Below are 18,341 nucleotides of genomic sequence, written 5' to 3'. Positions count from 1 at the left end.
AGAAGAAGATTTTCACGCACAGTCAGTTCATAACGTCCGTAGTCTTGACTCACCAAACCAACATTCGCCAACATGTTGTATTTACTCTCAGAAGAAGCACCCTTATACGTTATGCTCCCCTGGGCAATTGGTGTAATTCCAAGAATTGCATTTATTAGCGTTGTTTTTCCCGCGCCCGAGGCACCAACTACTGCAATCATTTGATTATTCATCAGCTCAAGATTAATATCTTTAAGCGCAAAAGACGACGCGCCCTCATACTGAACGGATACATCTTTGCATATAATTTTTGAAATATTTTCATGGTTAGGGTTAGAAGTTTTTATCTCAGAAGCATGGTCGTAAGTATCAGAGTCGCATACCCTTCGGAATTGCTGAACAGATAATGCTCCATTAATAATCTGACCAAATGAATATCCCACCTCTTGGGTCGCGTTAACACAGGTAATGATTCCAATCAGCGATCCGGCCACATACGATATATCGGCGCCTGAATCCACGAGGAAGTACAGGGACGCAAAAAGTAAGACAGAGCAGAGTAGCCCTGCAACTATGGAGATGATTCCTCTAACACTTTCAAGGCTCAATTCCCTACCGGCTGCCCGGCGTCGCCAGGACGCTACGCGTTGCGAGAAAAATCGGGAGGCTCTCATGAGGTGAAGTTCTTGGGCGCGACTTTGAGCCATCAGATTGTCTAGATAGTAGTTCTCTACCCGATAGTCCTCGTACATTAGGGTGTATATAGCGTAATCACGTTTAGCGAGGATTACCATTGCAATAGATAGGGGTAGTGAACACAGTGCCGCAAAAATTGCTGCCACAATGCTGACGTTTGCAATATTAAAACAGAGGAGGAAAACCATCGCAAAGGAACTCACCAGTGTCATAACTGACATGGTGTGAACCTGCAATTCCTGTTTCGATATTGCCTCTCTTGCAGCACGTATATCTTCCTGTGATTTTGTGCTACCAATATCAGACAACGGAAAAGTAGATAACCTGTTATTTAACATGCGGTGAACCCGATAGTTCATCTTTGATTTGAGGATAAGCATGTTACTTCTTACCCAGCGTTGAGCAATGATATTAATTCCGACAACAAGGGCAAGAGCAACGATATAAATCCAGGCCGCGCCACCATTTGAACCGCTCAAGGCTGATACTGTATTACCGATTAGCAAGGATTGGCTCAGGGGAATGCAGGCTATGACGGCTAGTGATAGGGCGACGCTCACTAGGCTCCCAGGACAGGTTTTCCAGGCTAGGCGGAAGGACCAGAGTACAGAAGAAAATAGATTTTTCATTCTCACCACGCTCACAAAATCATATTGAACTCATCTTTAAGATCTGAAACTCCTCGATGAGCGGACATCGAAACACTACCCGTACTTCATTAGTTACTCTACTCTTCAATGAAATTTAAAACACACATATTTGCGCGTTTCCAAGAATATTAAGCAGATATATCTGTGATATTTTCGGGCATTCAGGGGTCAGCCGACAGCTCTACCCGCAACGCCCCCAGCACCCTTCGTCATAGTCAGTCATATTAAGTTCATATTTCTCCCCAATGTCATGTCCAGAAATATTAGGACATCAACCGCCGCATCCCTTGCACGCCCTCGGAGGCAGTGGGTAGAGTGAAAGCGTTATCTATCAAGAGCGACCGAGAGATCTGGCTCGTCGACGTCGCAGCAACCTCGCCAGTATCCCCCACCGTCACGGTGCAGGGTACGGACAAGGTGCTCCCGCCAGAACCGATAGAGAAGAATACCCTTCGGCACCCCTTGATGAGTCGTACCCGCAAACCGGTACAGCGCATCCTGCAGAAGAATTCACGCACCCTCCCGGTGCGTATCTATCGGGTGAACACGAAGGAAGGTTATGACGACAGTTCACCCGGCTCTTTCTTTTGAGCTATTCCCACCCCGCTCACACGCAAGCTGCGAGTCGCTACTCCATACCATTGCCGAGCTTGAGGGCACCAACCCCGACTACGTATCGGTCACCTACGCCGGTGACGCGAAGCGCCGCCAGAAGACCCTCGCACTACTCGACCACCTGGTGCATGAAACGTCCCTCACCCCGCTGGCTCACCTGATTTGCGCAGGCCATTCGGTGCACGAGCTGGAGCGTGCAGTCCGCCTGATTCTGGGTCTGGGTGTGCGCGGTTTCCTGGCTCTTCGCGGTGATATTCAGGAGGGTCAGGTTTCTGAACTTCCTTTCGCCCGATACCTGGTGGAGCTCATTCGCCGCGTGGAGCGTGAAGATTTCGCCCACCTGGCTGCTGGCAAGGTGTCGATTGGTGTGGCGGCATACCCGCAGAAGCACCCCGAGTCCGCATCCCTGCTGCAGGATATTGAGATTCTGCTGTCGAAGCAGCGTGCCGGCGCAGATTTCGCGATCACTCAGGTGTTCTTTGAGGATGAACGCTATAGCGCCCTGGTCGATTCGGCGCACCTGGCAGGCGTGGATATTCCGATTATTCCGGGCATCATGCCGGTAACCTCGCTGAAGCGGTTGCAAAATCTTTGCCAGATGGCGGGCATGGAAGTCCCGACGGACCTCGCCTACGCCCTAGAGACGGCGACCAGCAACGCAGAGTTGCACCGCATCGGCGTGGATTACGCGCTGAACCAGTGCCGCGCCGTGATGGATGCGGGCGCACCGGGCCTGCACTTCTTCACCTTCAACGAGCATGCCGCGGTGCTGGACGTTCTGGATCAGCTGGACCTACCCCGATACAGCAACCGTTTCTCTCAGCCGCTGAGCGAACTGGAATACGCCTAACCCAACCCGTAACGCTCCTTGTCGGATGCGTTCCCATTGTCTCCCCCACAAATATTCCGGGAGTTGTTGAGTCCTCCGTTTCACCACCCACAGTCGGGTGGTAAAACGCCGGAACTGACTCCCCTATCTATCCCCAGTAAAGGAAAAAATATTATGTCGAACACCGCATTCCCCGCCGCAACCATTGTTGGCTACCCCCGTGTGGGCCGCTTCCGTGAGCTGAAGAAGGCTCAGGAGGCTTTCTGGAAGGGCAAGGCAACCCTGCAGGAGCTGCAGGACACCGCCGCTGACGTGCAGCGCACCTACTTTGAGCGCGTGACCGCTGCGGGTCTGAAGGCTGATAACTACTCGATTCCGGCGACCTTCTCCTACTACGACCAGGTGCTTGATGTGGTTCGCCTGTTCACCCTGGTTCCCGAGCGTCTGGCTGAGGCTAAGGATGCACGCGGTCTGCTGGATCTGCCCGGCTACTTCGCACTGGCGCGCGGTACCGAGACCCTGCCTCCGCTGGAGATGACCAAGTGGTTCGACACCAACTACCACTACCTGGTGCCCGAGATTGGTGCCGGTACCGAGATTAAGTTGAACCTTGAGGCTATTGACGAGCAGCTCGAGGTAGCAAAGCAGGCTGGCGTGAAGGTTCGCCCGCAGATTGTTGGCCCGCTGACCCTGCTGCTGGGCGCTAAGGCTGAGCAGGGTTCCGCTGAGGACTTCTCCCCCGTTGACCGTCTGGATGAGTTCGTTGCCGCGTACGCTCAGGTGCTGGAGCAGCTGGCTGAGCGCGGTGTTGAGTGGGTTCAGCTGGATGAGCCGGGCCTGACCGTGGACCGTGCCGACAACGCGAAGGTTGCGCAGCTGGCCGAGCGCACCTACCGTGCCCTGGCTGCTGGCGAGAAGCGCCCGCAGATTCTGGTGACCAGCCCTTACGGTTCTCTGCGTGAGAACCTGCCGGCACTGCTGGGTACCGGTGTTGAGGCTCTGCACCTTGACCTGGTGCACGGCGTGTACTCGAAGACTGAGCTGGAGTCTGTTTCTGCCGCTGGTGTGCACCTTGTTGCCGGCGTTGTGAACGGTCGTAACGTGTGGCGTGCCGATGTTCGTGCCGCACTGAAGATTCTGGAGGCGCTGCCCGGTGCATCCGAGGGTGCCGTGTCTGTGGCTTCCTCGACCTCCCTGCAGCACGTGCCGCACGACCTGGCTCTGGAAGACCCCGCCGAGGTTCCTGTGGACGGCCTGGCGTTCGCTGACCAGAAGGTCGCTGAGATTGCTCTGTTGGCTCGTGGCCTGGCTGAGGGTGAGGCGGCTGTTGAGCCGGAGCTGAAGGCTGCTGATGAGGCGCTGTCTCGCTTCGCCGCTGACCCGCGCAAGCACAACGACGAGATTCGTGCCCGCGCCGCAGCTGTGACTCCCGAGGACTTCGACCGCCCGACCATTGACGTTCGCCGCGCGGCTCAGGCTGACCTGAACCTGCCGAAGCTGCCGACCACCACCATCGGTTCTTTCCCGCAGACCGCTGAGATTCGCCGTCGCCGTGCGGAGGCTCGTGCGGGCAAGATTTCCGCTGAGGAGCTGAACGGCTTCCTGCGTGACGAGATTGCTTCGGTCATCACGCTGCAGAAGGAGCTGGGCCTGGACGTGCTGGTTCACGGTGAGGCTGAGCGTAACGACATGGTTCAGTACTTCGCTGAGAACTTCGACGGTTTCGCGACCACCCGCCACGGCTGGGTTCAGTCCTACGGTTCGCGTTGCACCCGCCCCTCGATCCTGTTCGGTGACGTGAAGCGTCACGGTGAGGGCCTGCGCGGTGAGGCGTTCACCGTTCCGTGGAGCTCCCACGCACAGTCGCTGAGCGACAAGCCGGTCAAGGGCATGCTCACCGGCCCCGTAACGATTCTGGCGTGGTCCTTCGTGCGTGACGACCAGCCGCGCCGCGAGACCGCTAACCAGGTGGCTCTGGCTCTTGCCGACGAGATTGCCGACTTGGAGCAGGCAGGCATCCGCATCATTCAGGTGGACGAGCCGGCTCTGCGTGAGCTGCTGCCCCTGCGCCGCGATGAGCAGCCGCAGTACCTGGACTGGTCGGTGAACTCCTTCCGCCTGGCAACCAGCGCGGTAAAGGATTCTACCCAGATTCACACCCACCTGTGCTACTCGGAGTTCAACGAGATTATCGACTCGATTAACGCTCTGAACGCTGACGTGACCAGCATTGAGGCGGCTCGTTCGCACATGGAGCTGCTGGCTGATATTCCGGAGAGCTTCGTTTCCGGTCTGGGCCCGGGCGTGTGGGACATCCACTCTCCGCGTGTTCCTTCGCAGGATGAGATTGAGTCCCTGCTGAAGGCTGCGATTGGTTACGGCACCATTGCTGACCTGTGGGTAAACCCTGACTGTGGTCTGAAGACTCGTGATTACGAGGAGACCAAGCAGTCTCTGCGTCACCTGGTGGACGCCACCAAGGCGATTCGCGCATCCCTCTAGGAGGCGCCTATTGGTTCCGCTGCCTGTTGCGGGTTAACCGGATGATGGTTTGCTCGCGGTAACCTGCGGCAGGTGGCGGCTGTTCGGCTTTGTGCCGGTATGCGTACCGACTGTATGCCGAGCTTTTGTGGATAGATAACAGGCCCGCCCGTACGGTTTTTCTTCTGCACCGTGCGGGCGGGCTTTTCTGTGCTGTTTTAGGGCACCGATTTTGTGGTGTTCAAGTGGTTTTCTTTTTGAACTTAGGGTATAAATTACTCTAAATTTAAATGTGGTCTGACCAAAACACATACTTACTCAACAAGGAAAGTATTTATATTCATTGCAGTACTTGTGACACTGTTGCCCAATAGACAGACCTGCGTCACACAGATTTAGCACTTCCCCGTAATTCCAGGGTAAAAACAGCATTAACAGAATAATCACTCTGAATATCCGTTCATCCTAGTGAACATTCTACTGAAAACATTTCCAGCGGATTAGCATTTTTATAAGCCGCCGTTTTTAGAATTCCAGCATGACTACTACCACTTCATCAAAGAAGAAGAAGAAGGGTTCTGCACCCCGCTGGCTCGCCATTCCGGCACCCAAGCCTCAACTGAGTGAGGCTGAAGTTAATGCAAAGTACCCGCGCATGCGTCTGCAGGTCTTCATGGGTATCTTCATCGGTTACGCGACCTTCTACCTGATTCGTAACAACGTCCCGCTGGTCACCCCGATTCTGACCAAGGAACTTGGCTTCAGCAACGCAGCAATTGGTGCACTGTCCACGGCACTGCTGCTCGCTTACGGCTTCAGCAAGTTCTTCACCGCAATGATTTCTGACCGCTCGAACGCGCGTTTGTTCCTGCCCATCGGTCTGGTGCTCTCGGGTGTTGCAAACATCCTGCTGGCAATGACCGGTTACATGGGTGAAGGCGCAGGTGCGGCAGGCTACGGTGCCGCTATCGCCTCCATCATGGCGACCATCATGGTCTTCAACGGCATCTTCCAGGGTATGGGTTGGCCTCCCTCGGGTCGTGTGCTCGTGAACTGGTTCTCCACCAGCGAGCGCGGCACGAAGGTTTCCTGGTGGAACACCGCTCACAACGTTGGTGGTGCGCTGTCCGGTCTGCTGGTTGCGTGGGGCTTCTCCATGTTCGGCAAGACCTGGGAAGTTGCCTTCTGGTTCCCGGCTGTTATCAGCTTCGTTCTGGCGTTCGTGGCGTGGCTGCTGATTCGTGACAACCCCGAGGCTGAGGGTCTGCCCACCGTTGACGTGTACCGCAACGACCCGCACAAGGTTGAGTCCACCGCTGAGGATCGTGCAGAGTCCACTTGGACCACCATCCGTAAGCACGTGCTGACCAACTCGACCATGGTGTACCTGGCTCTGGCAAACGTGTTCGTGTACACTCTGCGTTACGGCGTGCTGGTGTGGGCGCCGAAGTACCTGCACGATGTGCGCCACGCTTCCCTCGAGGGTGGTATTGCGGGCTTCTCGATTCTGGAGCTTGCCGGCATTGGTGGCACCGTCCTGTGCGGTTACGTTTCTGACCGCATGTTCAAGGGTCGCCGCTCCCCCGCGGGTATCCTGTTCCTGATTGCAACCGTTGGCGCAATTCTGCTGTACTGGCTGCCTTCTTCGGATGCGCCGCTGTGGATTGCGTACGTTGCGTTGGCTCTGATTGGTGGCCTGATTTACGGCCCGGTTATGCTGATTGGTCTGCAGGCTATTGACCTGTCCCCCTCGCATGTTGCGGGTACCGCTGCGGGCTTCACCGGCCTGTTCGGTTACGCGCTGGGTGCGACCCTGGCTTCTGCCGGTATCGGCATTATTGTTGACCACTGGGGTTGGAGCACCGCGTTCGTCTTCATGATTGTGTGCTCGGGTCTGGCGGTTCTGTTCCTCTGGCTGGTTAATGGTGCTGAGAAGCGTCTGATGGCTGAGCGTGCAGAGAAGCTGGCGGCTCAGGCATAATTGCCCGGTCTTTCGTGTAGGGAAGCCACACGTTTGCTGGTGAGTCACCATATGGTGGCTTGTCGGTAATCGTGTGGCTTCTTAGGTTAAGAACCTAGAATGGAACCATGACTACTAACTCTGGAATCACTAAAGAATGGGTGGATGAAACCGTCAAGCCGGGCGACGATTTCTTCCGCCACGTCAACGGTAAGTGGCTGGCTACCCACGAAATCCCGGCGGACCGCCCCAAGGACGGCGGCCTGTACACCCTCCGCGATAACGCAGAGAAGCACGTGCGTGAGCTGGTGGAGAAGATCGCGAAGGAGCAGCCGGAGTCCCGTATTGGCGCGCTGTACAACTCCTTCATGGATGTTGAGAAGATTGAGGCGGACGGCCTGGAGCCGCTGCTGAAGGAAATCGCCCCGATTCTGAACTCGGCAACCCCCTCCCACCTTGCTGTGACCCTGGCACTGCTGTCTCGTGCGGGTCTGCCGCAGCTGTTCGCCTGGTACACCAGCAACGACCCGAAGGACCCGAAGAATTACACGTTCTTCCTGTACCAGTCGGGTCTGGGCCTGCCGGATGAATCCTACTACCGTGAAGAGAAGCACGAGCAGGCGTGCGCGGCGTATGTTGAGCATATTGCCCGCATGTTTGAGCTGACCGGTCTGGCTGAGGGCTTCGGCCTGACCCCCGAGCAGGCGGCTCAGCTGGTGTTCACTCACGAGTCTGAGCTGGCTCGCCTGCACTGGAACGTCGTGGAGAACCGCGACGCCGAGGCGACCTACAACCCGTACCAGGCGACCGAGCTGGACGAGAAGTTCCCCGGCTTCCCGTTCTCCCAGTGGCTGCTGGCTCTTGGCGCTGACCCGGAGACCCTGGGTCAGGTTATTGTGGCTCAGCCGTCCTTCTTTGAGGGTGCGGCTAAGCTGTTCACCTCCATCCCGCTGATGAGCTGGAAGCTGTGGGCTGTGTGGACTGTTCTGCGTTCGCGTGCGCCGTTCATGTACGACGAGCTGGTTCAGGAGAGCTTCAACTTCTACGGCAAGACCCTTTCCGGTACTCAGCAGATTCGTGAGCGCTGGAAGCGTGGCGTGGGCGCTGTCGAGAAGGCTCTGGGTGAGGAGATTGGCCAGGAGTACGTGGCTGTGCACTTCCCGCCTTCGCACAAGGAGAAGATGCTGGTTCTGGTCGGCAACCTCCTGGAGGCGTACCGCGAGTCTATTGAGTCGCTGGACTGGATGACTGAGGCAACCCGTCAGAAGGCGCTGGAGAAGCTGTCGAAGTTCGTCACCAAGATTGGTTACCCCGATAAGTGGCGTGACTTCTCCGCGCTGGAGCTCGTTCCCGGTGACCTGTTCGAGAACCTGCGCCGTACCGGTGCGTTTGACGCTGACTGGCTGATTGCCCGCAAGGGTCAGCCGGTGGATAAGTCGGAGTGGCTGATGACTCCGCAGACCGTGAACGCGTACTACATGCCGCCGGCGAATGAGATTGTGTTCCCGGCAGCGATTCTGCAGCCGCCGTACTTCAACCCGGAAGCTGACGATGCGGCGAACTACGGCAATATCGGCATGATTATTGGCCACGAGATTGGTCACGGTTTTGACGATCAGGGTTCCCGCTATGACGGTGACGGCAAGCTGGAGAGCTGGTGGACTGAGGAGGATTACGCGAAGTTCAAGGAGCGCACCTCCGCGCTGGTGGAGCAGTACAACGCGTACGTTCCGGTGGGTCTGGACCCGAAGTTCCATGTGAACGGTGAGCTGACTCTGGGCGAGAACATTGGCGATCTGGCTGGCATGTCGATTGCGTTGAAGGCGTACCGTCTGGCGTTGAAGAAGCAGGGCATTGAGTCGCTGGATGACGCACCGGTGATTGACGGTATGACCGGTATTCAGCGTTTCTTCTTCTCGAATGCTCGTGGCTGGTGCACGAAGTCCCGCCCGCAACATGCTGAGGTGATGATTTCGGTGGATCCGCATTCGCCGGATGAGTTCCGTGTGAACGGTGTGGTGCGCAATATTGATGAGTTCTACGAGGCGTTTGGTGTCTCTGAGGGCGATGCACTGTACCTGGCTTCGGAGGAGCGCGTGCGCATCTGGTAGCATCCCGATAAGTGTATATGTTTTATTGTGCATATAAGAAAGGCGCCCGCCTCGTGGGCTTATTCCACGAGGCGGGCACCTTTCTGTTGTAGAAGCTACGCGCTTCTTCGCTGAAGCTTTTAGGAAGCAGAAGCCGAAGAAGAGGAAGAAGTACGCATACCGGTCAGCTTCCACGCACCGTTCTCGTAGACACCGTGCAGGGTGCGCTCCACCTCGTCCTTACGTTCCACTTCAGAGGGAGCTTCCTCCACGCGGTCCTTGCTTGCAATGAACTCGCCGGGATCCATGGTCAGGCGAATATCCCAGTTGTAGGCGCCACCGTCACGCTCGGGCTGTGCGGAGAGCATGGTGATGACAACAGACGGGTCGTGCATCCACACCTTGCCCTGCTGCATACCTGAACCGATAGTGCCATCCTCGGGCTCAAGCATGCTCTTCAGCTCGGAGTTGTCAACCGCGCATTCGCGCAGGGGTTCGGTCTTGCCGGTGCGCATGTAGTATTCCAGGGCTGCACCGAAGAACGCGATGGACTGGTACAGGCCCTCCACGCTGTTCTCGTTAGCGACGGCGGGCTTGGTCGGCACGGGGGCGTTCTTGGACGGCTCAGTGCGGGTTGCGGGCTGGTAGTCGGAAGGCTTGGAGGTGTAACCGTCAAGGGTTGCCGCGCCGGAGTAGTCGCTACGTGCAGTCTTAAATGCGGAAGCAGATGCGCTACCGGATGCAGATACAGAGCCGCTGGTTGCCTGGGACTGTGCGCCGCATGCTACCAGGAGGGTCGCGCCGCCGGTTGCTGCGAGCAGGCCGAGGGCGGATCGGCGGGTTACGTTCTTCATGGGTTCTCTCTATCTGTGGTGTGATTTCCGCACCGTGGTGCGGGTGATGCCTAGGGCATCTAACGGGAAGACGGCACTACACGGGGTGTGGTGCCGTCTTCCAGTATATGTTTTTTGGCTTGGGATTCCTTTAGCCGCCGTAATAGTAGTAGTGGCTGTAGGAGCTGCCGTAGTAGTCGCTAATGACGATGCGGGTGCGGCGGCCGTAGCGGTTGGAGTAGTAGGGGTTGCGGCGCACGGTGGGGCGGTAGGTGGTTGCCTGTGCGGGGGTGAGCAGTGCGCCGAGGGCGGTTGCTGCACCTGCGCCTGCGGCGGCGAGTGCTGCGCGGCGGGTGAGGCGTACGGTCTTCTTGGTGGCCATGATGTGCCTTTCGGGGTCGGTGTTTCTGTGAAGTGACAGGTGCGTGCACGGCATGCGGCTGTGCATTGACCATTTCTTATTGTAAGCCTCAACGTTATTGTTTTTACGTGCAGAGTACACCTTCTAGTTGAGGCTTAAACCATGCGGGCTAGTCCACGTTTTTCCAGTGTTTTTTCGACACAATTTTTGTTGAAATATTGGGCTCTCAGCACCCTGCCGGCGGGATACATCAAACTAAATAAGCACAAAAGTTCGACTTGTAGCACCCGCATAGAGAAAGCCCCCGCGGCCGAGAGTCATCCTCTCAGCCGCGGGGGCTTCACCGTATCAGCGTGTCCTCACGCGGCGAGCGCTAAGAAGCGCGGCGGCGGGAACGCAGCACCATCGCAGTGCCGGCACCGAGCACCAGCGCGCCGCCCACAGCCACAGACACCGCACCAAAACCGGTGCGGGCCAGGCCGCCCTGCTGGGAGCTCACGCCACCCGACGCGGCAGACACACCAGACTGACCCAGGGAGCCGCCACCGGTACCACCACCGGAAATACCGCCCGGGTACACGCCACCAGCGGAACCATCAGTCGAACCCTCAGAGGAGCCCTTCGCGTTCACATCACCGGCAGCGCCAGAAGCACCAGCCTGACCGGACTGCGCAACACCAGGCTGTGCGGAGCCAGGCTGGTTAGCACCAGCGGTACCGCCCGGGGTTGCCGAATCCACACGGCGCACACCACTAAAGTCATCCGACGCAGCGTTCGGGTCCTTCGGCACGGCAGTCTCAAACGAGCACGCATCCGACGCATTCTTACCCACAGCAACCGCAAGCTGCTGCACCGGGCTGTTCACCTCAGTACCATCAGCCAGGGTCGCGGAATAGTGCACGTCAAACATGTACTGGCCGGGCTCAGAGAACACCCAGTTCGCGTGCGCGTGCGTCGCGTAATCAATGTCGATCGTGGTCTTGCCGGTCGTCGAATCCAGCAGCACATCCGCGCCGTTCAGCGACTCAGTGAACATGCCGAAGCGCGCACCCTCAGGCATAACCTTCGGAACCACGTGCAGGCGCACCGGGCCGCGCAGCTGCGAATAGTCAATGTCCTGCGTGTTGTAGCCAGGCCAAGGCAGGCCGCTCTGCTGGGTCTGCGGCAGGCCGTAGAAGGCGGTACCGACCGGGCCCATGAAGTTCAGCTTCTCATCAGCCATGCGTTCGGTACGCACACGGCGGGCGTTCTCGCTGACCGTCCACACGACCGAATCGAGCGGGCGCACGGTCGAATCAGCGTCAATGATGCCGCTGTCGTCACGCAGACCCACGGACAGCTGGCGGTCCTTCAGGGTCGCCTGAATGTCCAGGTGACCGTGCGAAATCTTGGTGCGGCCGTCAATCTGGCCGGGCACGCACTGGTTACCGGGGGTTCCGGGGGTGGACGGCTGCGCAGACGGTGCCGGGCTAGTCGGAGCAGGTGCGCTCGGGGTCGGGTTCGCGGGCGCCGGAGTCGTCGGAGCCGGAGTGGAGGGCACCGGAGCAGGCACGCTCGGTTCTGCGGAGGCGGTCGGCACCGCAGGCACGGTCGGTACCTCGCTGGGGGACACCGACGGAACGGTGCTGGGCTCAGCGGTCGGAGCCTCGCTGGGTGCCTCGGAGGGAGCCTCGCTCGGCTCAGCAGAAGGCTCGGCAGAGGGCGCGACGGTAGGCTCAGCGCTCGGCGACGGATCCACCGGAGCAGGCTTCGGCGCATCGCTAATGGGTGCGCTATCGGGAGCCAAAGCACCGTGCGCGGTGTACTTCGTGCCCGGCTCGTAGTTCGCCGCAACCTCAGTGGTGGAGGCGGAAGCGTTCATATCCGGGTGGGTCAGCATCTTCACGCGCAGAGCCGTGCCCTTGTAGAACGACTCGTCACGGAAGGTAAAGCGCGCCACACCATCCTCGACGGAGCCCTCCAGGTCGAGATACGGGTAGACCGGGTCATCCTGGGCGTAGAAGCCGCCGCGCATGAAGCCGCGCACCTTCGGGTCCTTGAAGCGGACCTCAACGGTGCTGAAGCCGTTGCCGTTCGGGGTGACGGTCACGTCGTAGTCCATGCTGGTCGGCGTGTACTGCTGGGTGCTGAGTACGGTGTTCGCCTGATCCGGGGTTTCTTCGGGCCAGGAGCCGTTACCGTCATCGCTGTACACGCTCTCAGCCTTGCCGGGCTCGTAGGTGAGCTTGTGCGAGATCCAGCGGGACGCCTCCGCGCTATTCTCGTCGGAGGTATCCGGGGTGAAGACCGCCTGCAGCTGAGAACCCTCGCTACCGAGCATTTCAGACCAGGTGGCGGTACCGTTCACGACCGGCAGGTCGGTCAGGAAGTAGCCGTTGTTGTACAGGGTCAGGGTGCCCTTGAGGTTCTTGTTCGCGGCGGTGAAGGTGATGTCGCTGAGCTTGTCGTCGGCATCCTTGTTCTTTGCCGGGTCGGCATCCAGGCGGTGCGGTGCCACGGACAGCACGTACTTTGCGGCGTCCAGGTCACCAACGGGTGCCGCGTTGTAGCGGTCGACCGTGGGCACGGCGGTGGGGGTGCCGTCACCGAGCACGGGCTGCATGCCGCCAACCTGCCAGACCAGCTTCGACGGCTTGGAGCTAATGATGCGGCCGTCGGTGGAGCGCGCCACGGTGCGGTAGGTGACCACGTAGCGGCCGGGGCGGGTGAAGGTCGTGGTGTTGTGGGTGTGGCTACCCTTGTCGAGCAGCCAGGAGTGCCAGCCGGTGGAGCTGCTGGAGAGCATGCGGTACACGTCGGCAGGGGCGTCGTCCGGGTTGTAGCGGAAGAGCTCCATACGGCCGGGGCCCTCAACGGAGAGAATGTCGGTAGCGAACACGCCGTCACGGAAACGCTCGGTGGGCACCTTCGTGGATGCGCCCAGGCCGGCCCAGATGGGGTCCTGGTTGCCGTAGGTCAGGTGCGGTGCCATGTAGAGGGTCTGGCCGGGTTCGCCGAGGAACGCCAGGGAGGGCGATTCGCCCAGGGTCATGGTGTACTGCGACTTGCCGTCCCTGGTGCTGTAGCCCTTGCCGACCCAGTTGACGGTCTTGTCCAGTTCGTAGGTGTCTGCGCCGGTCTTGTAGGGGTTCGCCTCGTTCATGAGGACAAAGGTGCCGTTCTGCTCGTCCCAGTATGCCTTGGGGGCGTCAACGTGGCCCTTGGTGGTGACGATTTTGCCGTCGTCGGGGCCTGCGGCGGCGGGCAGGGAGGGGGCAGCGCCGGCGAGCGCGAGCAGTGCTGCAGCGGAGAGGAATGCGGCTGCGCGGCGGAGGGCGGGCTTGCCGCCGGGGATGAAGAGTGCGGGGGTGTGTGTGGTGACCCGTCGTTGGGTCTGCTTCTGAGACTTCATGACAACCTTTCTCATTTTTCTATTTCCTAGGGTAGCTCTTTTGCAAATAATTGTCATTTATAACCTAAGTGAGTATAGTGATTCCCAGAAACATGTGTGCGCCGAGGCGCGCCCAAAAACGCACACCACGTACATCCACAAAGAGAAAAACACGGCAGAGCGCACCCCGGACGCAGGGGAGAAACCGGCAACAGGCCGCCGGACCCAGCACCGGGCAAGCCCCGAAAGCACCGGGCAACGCGCCAGCCAACGAGCAGTCATCCAAGGAGCCACCATGCAAGGACGCACCAAACCCCTGAGCCTACTTAGCGCAACCACCCTCGGATGCACCCTCGCACTCGGGGCACCCCTCGCCCTCCCCCAGGTCGGCACCTTCACCGCCGCACAGGCGCAGGAAAACCAGGCGCAGGAAAACCAGACCGGCACCCAGGCAGGTACCGAGTCGCGCGGTTACGTCAACTACGAAGGTGACTACGTCATCGCGGGCGTACACACCGAAATGCTCAACGCATTCCTCGACGGCAACCAGTTCACCCTCGGCACCCTCGCAGACACCGGCCCCGGCCAGCAGGGACGATTCAACCCCGCCCGCACCGTCTTCCACCTGCCCGACGTCGAGGATGCACACACCAAGGTCGTACCAGGCTACGACTACATTGCCCCCGAAGACACCGACATTTTCTACATTCCCTCCACCCGCACCCGCGGCCTGCTCTACCCCGGCCTCGGTGCGGAAGGAATCCGCCCCGGCGCACTCAAGGACAACACCATCAAACTTGAACTCGTGCGCAGCAGCGTACCCGAAGGCGGCCGCGCCGAAGTCTTCACCGAATCCGGTCGCGACAACCCGCGCGTCTTCAGCACCAACGACCAGCTCGCACCGCACACCATCACCGCTGGCGGCCACGAGCACCTCAGCTGGGCATTCACCCGCAAAGGCATCTACCAGCTGACGTTCCGCGCCACCGCAATCCTTACCGACGGCACCCCGGTCAGCTCCGAGGCGACCTACACCATCGCCGTGGGCACTAACACTGAGGAAGGCTTCAAGCTCCTGAACGCGCAGAACGCCGCAAAGGAAGCAACCAAGGACGCCACGAGCGAGGCGACCACTACCCCCGAGGCGACCTCCACCGCTACCGAGAGCGCCACCAACAGCCCCAGTGCATCCGCTTCTGCTTCTACCTCCGCAAGTGCTGAGGCGAGTGCATCTGCTGAGGCGAGCGCATCCACCGGTATTCGCCGCGTGGATGGATCCGTGAACGGTCAGAACGCCGCGCAGGTGACCAACCCGAACGGCGCGAAGGCAGCAGCAAATGGTGAGCAGGCATCCCAGGGTGGATCCGGTGTAACCGCTATCAGCGGCACCGACAACACCAATAACGGCTCTGACAAGGTTGAAAACAAAGACGGCAACGCCACCAGTGTGAAGGGCTCCAGTGTGAAGGGCTCCAACGCCCAGAACATTAGCGCGCCCAGCAACGGCGGCGGCATTACCGGTAACGGTGTGCTGTCCTCCGGTCTGCCCGGCAGCCTGAACCAGCAGTGCATCGCCACCGAGGTTCCCGCCGAAGATGCTAAGGACTCCAAGGACGCTCAGAAGAACAACAAGCAGAGCAACCAGGCAGCCCAGGCACCGACCAGCATCCCCACACTCGCTGTAGTCAACACTGCCGAGCACAGCGGCCGTGAAGAAGTCACCCACGGCCACTTCGACGTAGGCCCGATCCTCAACGGCGGCAACCTCACCAGCAGCGTGAAGGACGACCGCACCAGCCCTGCCCGCCACGTCTCCCCCGGCGCCCTCGAGTTCGTACTCAATGACGCCGCGAAGATCAACCTGCCCGCAGGCATGGAGAACATCGCCCCAGCGGGCACCCCCGTGCACATGATCGGTGCAACCCAGCAGCAGGGCGTGCCCTGGCTCGGCTGGAGCACCCAGGACCCCGAACTACTCAAGCAGCTCGACGGCCCCGTCACCATGAGCCTCAACGGTTTTGAGGGCCCCGGCACCATGTCCACCTTCCTCTCCGGCAACTTCGGTTCCGCCGGTCAGCAGGTCTTCGATTCGCGTAGCGGCGGCTCCTTCCAGGTGCCCGCAAACACTCACCAGCACAGCAACTGGGTGTTCACCGCTGAGGGTCGCTACACCGTGACCATCGGCTGGACTGCACGCCTGAAGAACGGTCAGCAGGTCAGCAGCGAATCGGTTCTGCACTTCACCGTCGGCAACCCCGATAACGCCCCGGCAAGCAACAACGCGCAGGGTGCGGCAGAAACCAAGAAGGACGGCGGCAACGCTAACAGCGCTAACGGCGCCAACAACGGCGGCGAGAAGAGCACCGCAAAGAACCCCGTCAACGGCACCGTCGACGAAGCCACCGGCGTCGTCACCAAGCCCGACGGATCCAAGGTGCGCATCGTCGGTAAGACCGCCTCCGGTGAGGATTGCGCCCTGACCAGCCAGGAACTCGCGAACGCCCAGAAGGCAGCCGCGGCAGGTAAGCTGCCGAACACCGGTGTGGTCATCGATCCGTTCATGGTCAGCACCTCCATTCTGGCGCTGGCACTCGGTGCCATGATTCTGCGTTCGGCACGCCGAAAGGGCCGCAGCGGTGACACCGCATAGCGGGCATACCGGCGCGCACACCTATAGTCGGCGTACCGCCCTCACCCTCGCCTCCCGTATTGCGGTGGGTGCGGGGGTGGGGGCTGGTGCCTTCGCATTGAGCGGATGCGCCAGCACCGTGAACGCTTCCTCCGACCGGATGCGCGTGGTCGCCACGACCCCGATCCTGGCGGATTTGGCGCAGCAGATTGCAGGCGAGCGCGCCAGCGTGCACTCCCTGGTGCCCGCCGGTGCTGACCCGCACTCGTATGAGCCGAGCCTGCGCGATATCCGCGATGTCGCCTACGCCCGCTGCGCCCTGACGAACGGTCTGCTGCTGGAGCAGCGTAAGCTCAGCAAAATGGTTGAGGCGAACCTGCCCGCAGGCGTTGTGTCCGTGGCAGTTGCGGAGAAGATTGAGCAGTACGGCGGCAAGCTGGAAGCCATTGTTGAGGATGCCTCCCTGGACTCCATCTGGCTGGGCTTGCGCGTTGAAGAGGGCGGGCAGAACGAATCTGCCCCCGCCGATTCTTCGGATGCGGGCATGCGCTTTGAGGTGCACAGCGTGCGGGCGCGCACCTCTACCGATTCGTCGAATGCGCAGTTGGCGGCGTTCATTACGCAGACCTTCGGTGCGGTGGAGATGCTGTGCGATTCGCATGCGCGCGGTGTGAACCTCACCCGTGAGGGGGACACCGCGATCCGTACCGGCGATATGGGTTCGCTGGAGCTTCCGTTGCAGGCGCATACGCACCTGTCGTGGGCGTTTAGTGATGCCGGCGAGTACGCGATTGAGCTGAGTGCCACCGCGGTCAATGCGCCGGAGTCGGTGCGTTCTTCGCGCGGCACCCTATACTGCGCGGTCGGTCGTGACCCGCAGGAGCTGGTGGACCGTCTGGCGAAGGAACAGAACGTTTCCGCCTCGGACATCAAGGTTCTTTCGGCAGGTCACGCCGATATTACGGCACGCACCGGCGACGGTAGGCTCGTGCTTCGCGCGGATTCCTCCCAGGGTGCCGTAGAGTACGAGCTGAAACGCACCGTGGTGGCGGTCCCCTCCCGCACCCTGCAGGAGGTGCCCGCCGGCGGTAGCTACCGTTTCCTGCGTTCGGGTGCTTCGGAGCATCGCGGTCAGGTGTATCTGCTGGCGCAGGCCGTTCTGGGCAAGCACGTGCACGGCGAAATCGACCCGCACATTTGGCATTCGGTGCCGAACACGAAAGCAAGCGTGCAGGTCATTCGTGACGCGCTCATCTCCGCCGATCCGGCGGGTTCGAGCGAGTATGCGGCCCACACCGAGCAGGTGATGAAGGATCTTGATGCCCTGGACGCTCAGCTGCGTCAGGTGTACGGATCCCTGCCGGAGTCGGCACGCAACCTGGTCACCACGCACGACGGCTACCGCTACCTGGCGAGCACCTACGGGTTGCACATTGCCGGTTTCGTGAGTGCCAGCGCCAGCGGCGAGCCGAGTATTCAGCAGCGTCAGCGCCTGCGTCGCACGGTCGAGGATTTGAAGGTTCCAGCGATTTATCTGGATAAGTCCACGGCGATGCGTTCACCGGTTCTCACGGAGCTGGCTCGGGAGGCTGAGGTTCGTACCGGGGTGCTCTATTCGGACACTCTGGATGCGCAGGCTCCTCACTACGCGCAGATGATGTTGGCGAATGCTCACACGATTGCGCTGTGCTCAGGGAATGGCTCTGGGCACAGCTCTAACGGCGATTCTGGCGATAGTTCTTCGGGCGCTAGCTGCTCGGAGACGAGCACTTCATAACCCGGTTTTTAAGCTCCCCACAAGCTCATATACCAGTATCAGCATATAGATAATCTTTCACACACCGTTTC

10 protein-coding genes and 1 riboswitch are annotated in these 18,341 nt (G+C 59.8%); of the genes, 6 read left to right on the top strand and 4 right to left on the bottom strand.

Annotated features, from left to right (window positions below; genetic code table 11):
- Positions 1–1,235 (bottom strand): ATP-binding cassette domain-containing protein (locus tag HMPREF2779_RS00215; RefSeq protein WP_233992150.1); only part of this gene is annotated, 1,235 nt, incomplete at its 3' end.
- Positions 1,236–1,650: 415 nt separating this feature from the next.
- Positions 1,651–1,767: riboswitch (SAM riboswitch) on the top strand.
- 117 nt (positions 1,768–1,884) lie between these two features.
- Here HMPREF2779_RS00215 and HMPREF2779_RS00210 point away from each other — a divergent pair.
- The 4 genes from HMPREF2779_RS00210 (at position 1,885) to HMPREF2779_RS00195 (ending at position 9,321) form a co-directional block, all read left to right on the top strand.
- Positions 1,885–2,790, top strand: a complete 906-nt coding sequence (locus HMPREF2779_RS00210; protein WP_049340837.1) for a methylenetetrahydrofolate reductase — start codon at positions 1,885–1,887, stop codon at positions 2,788–2,790.
- 153 nt (positions 2,791–2,943) lie between these two features.
- Positions 2,944–5,271: a 5-methyltetrahydropteroyltriglutamate--homocysteine S-methyltransferase gene (gene metE / locus HMPREF2779_RS00205; RefSeq protein ID WP_105360518.1), complete on the top strand. Its 2,328-nt coding sequence runs from the start codon at positions 2,944–2,946 to the stop codon at positions 5,269–5,271.
- Positions 5,272–5,788: 517 nt separating this feature from the next.
- Positions 5,789–7,231 carry an MFS transporter gene (locus HMPREF2779_RS00200; protein ID WP_105360517.1) on the top strand — a complete coding sequence of 481 codons (1,443 nt, stop codon included), beginning with the start codon at positions 5,789–5,791 and terminating at the stop codon, positions 7,229–7,231.
- 107 nt (positions 7,232–7,338) lie between these two features.
- On the top strand, positions 7,339–9,321 hold the full coding sequence (locus HMPREF2779_RS00195) for a M13 family metallopeptidase (protein WP_070684590.1): 1,983 nt from the start codon (positions 7,339–7,341) through the stop codon (positions 9,319–9,321).
- A 119-nt stretch (positions 9,322–9,440) separates the two neighbouring features.
- Here HMPREF2779_RS00195 and HMPREF2779_RS00190 read toward each other — a convergent pair whose 3' ends face one another.
- The 3 genes from HMPREF2779_RS00190 to HMPREF2779_RS00180 form a co-directional block, all read right to left on the bottom strand.
- Positions 9,441–10,154 (bottom strand): DUF6318 family protein, encoded by a 714-nt coding sequence (locus HMPREF2779_RS00190; RefSeq protein ID WP_070684588.1) that lies wholly within the window; start codon positions 10,152–10,154, stop codon positions 9,441–9,443.
- A 130-nt stretch (positions 10,155–10,284) separates the two neighbouring features.
- Positions 10,285–10,515, bottom strand: a complete 231-nt coding sequence (locus HMPREF2779_RS00185; protein WP_070684587.1) for a transcriptional initiation protein Tat — start codon at positions 10,513–10,515, stop codon at positions 10,285–10,287.
- Between the two features lie 352 nt (positions 10,516–10,867).
- Positions 10,868–13,885, bottom strand: a complete 3,018-nt coding sequence (locus tag HMPREF2779_RS00180) for a choice-of-anchor M domain-containing protein (protein ID WP_105360516.1) — start codon at positions 13,883–13,885, stop codon at positions 10,868–10,870.
- 274 nt (positions 13,886–14,159) lie between these two features.
- On the opposite strand from HMPREF2779_RS00180, the gene HMPREF2779_RS00175 reads away from it, so the two are divergent.
- Both HMPREF2779_RS00175 and HMPREF2779_RS00170 read left to right on the top strand, forming a co-directional pair.
- Positions 14,160–16,514 (top strand): TIGR03773 family transporter-associated surface protein, encoded by a 2,355-nt coding sequence (locus HMPREF2779_RS00175; protein ID WP_105360515.1) that lies wholly within the window; start codon positions 14,160–14,162, stop codon positions 16,512–16,514.
- Entirely contained in the window at positions 16,501–18,270 is a 1,770-nt protein-coding gene (locus HMPREF2779_RS00170) for an anchored repeat ABC transporter, substrate-binding protein (RefSeq protein WP_105360514.1), read from the top strand. The genes HMPREF2779_RS00175 and HMPREF2779_RS00170 overlap by 14 nt, the downstream gene beginning before the upstream one ends.
- Positions 18,271–18,341 lie beyond the last annotated feature (71 nt).

The organism is Rothia sp. HMSC069C03 (genome assembly GCF_001811075.1).
In the GTDB taxonomy this organism is placed as follows: Bacteria; Actinomycetota; Actinomycetes; order Actinomycetales; family Micrococcaceae; genus Rothia; species Rothia mucilaginosa.
Note: the sequence above shows the minus strand (reverse complement) of the source record. Positions and strands in the feature narration are given on the sequence as shown.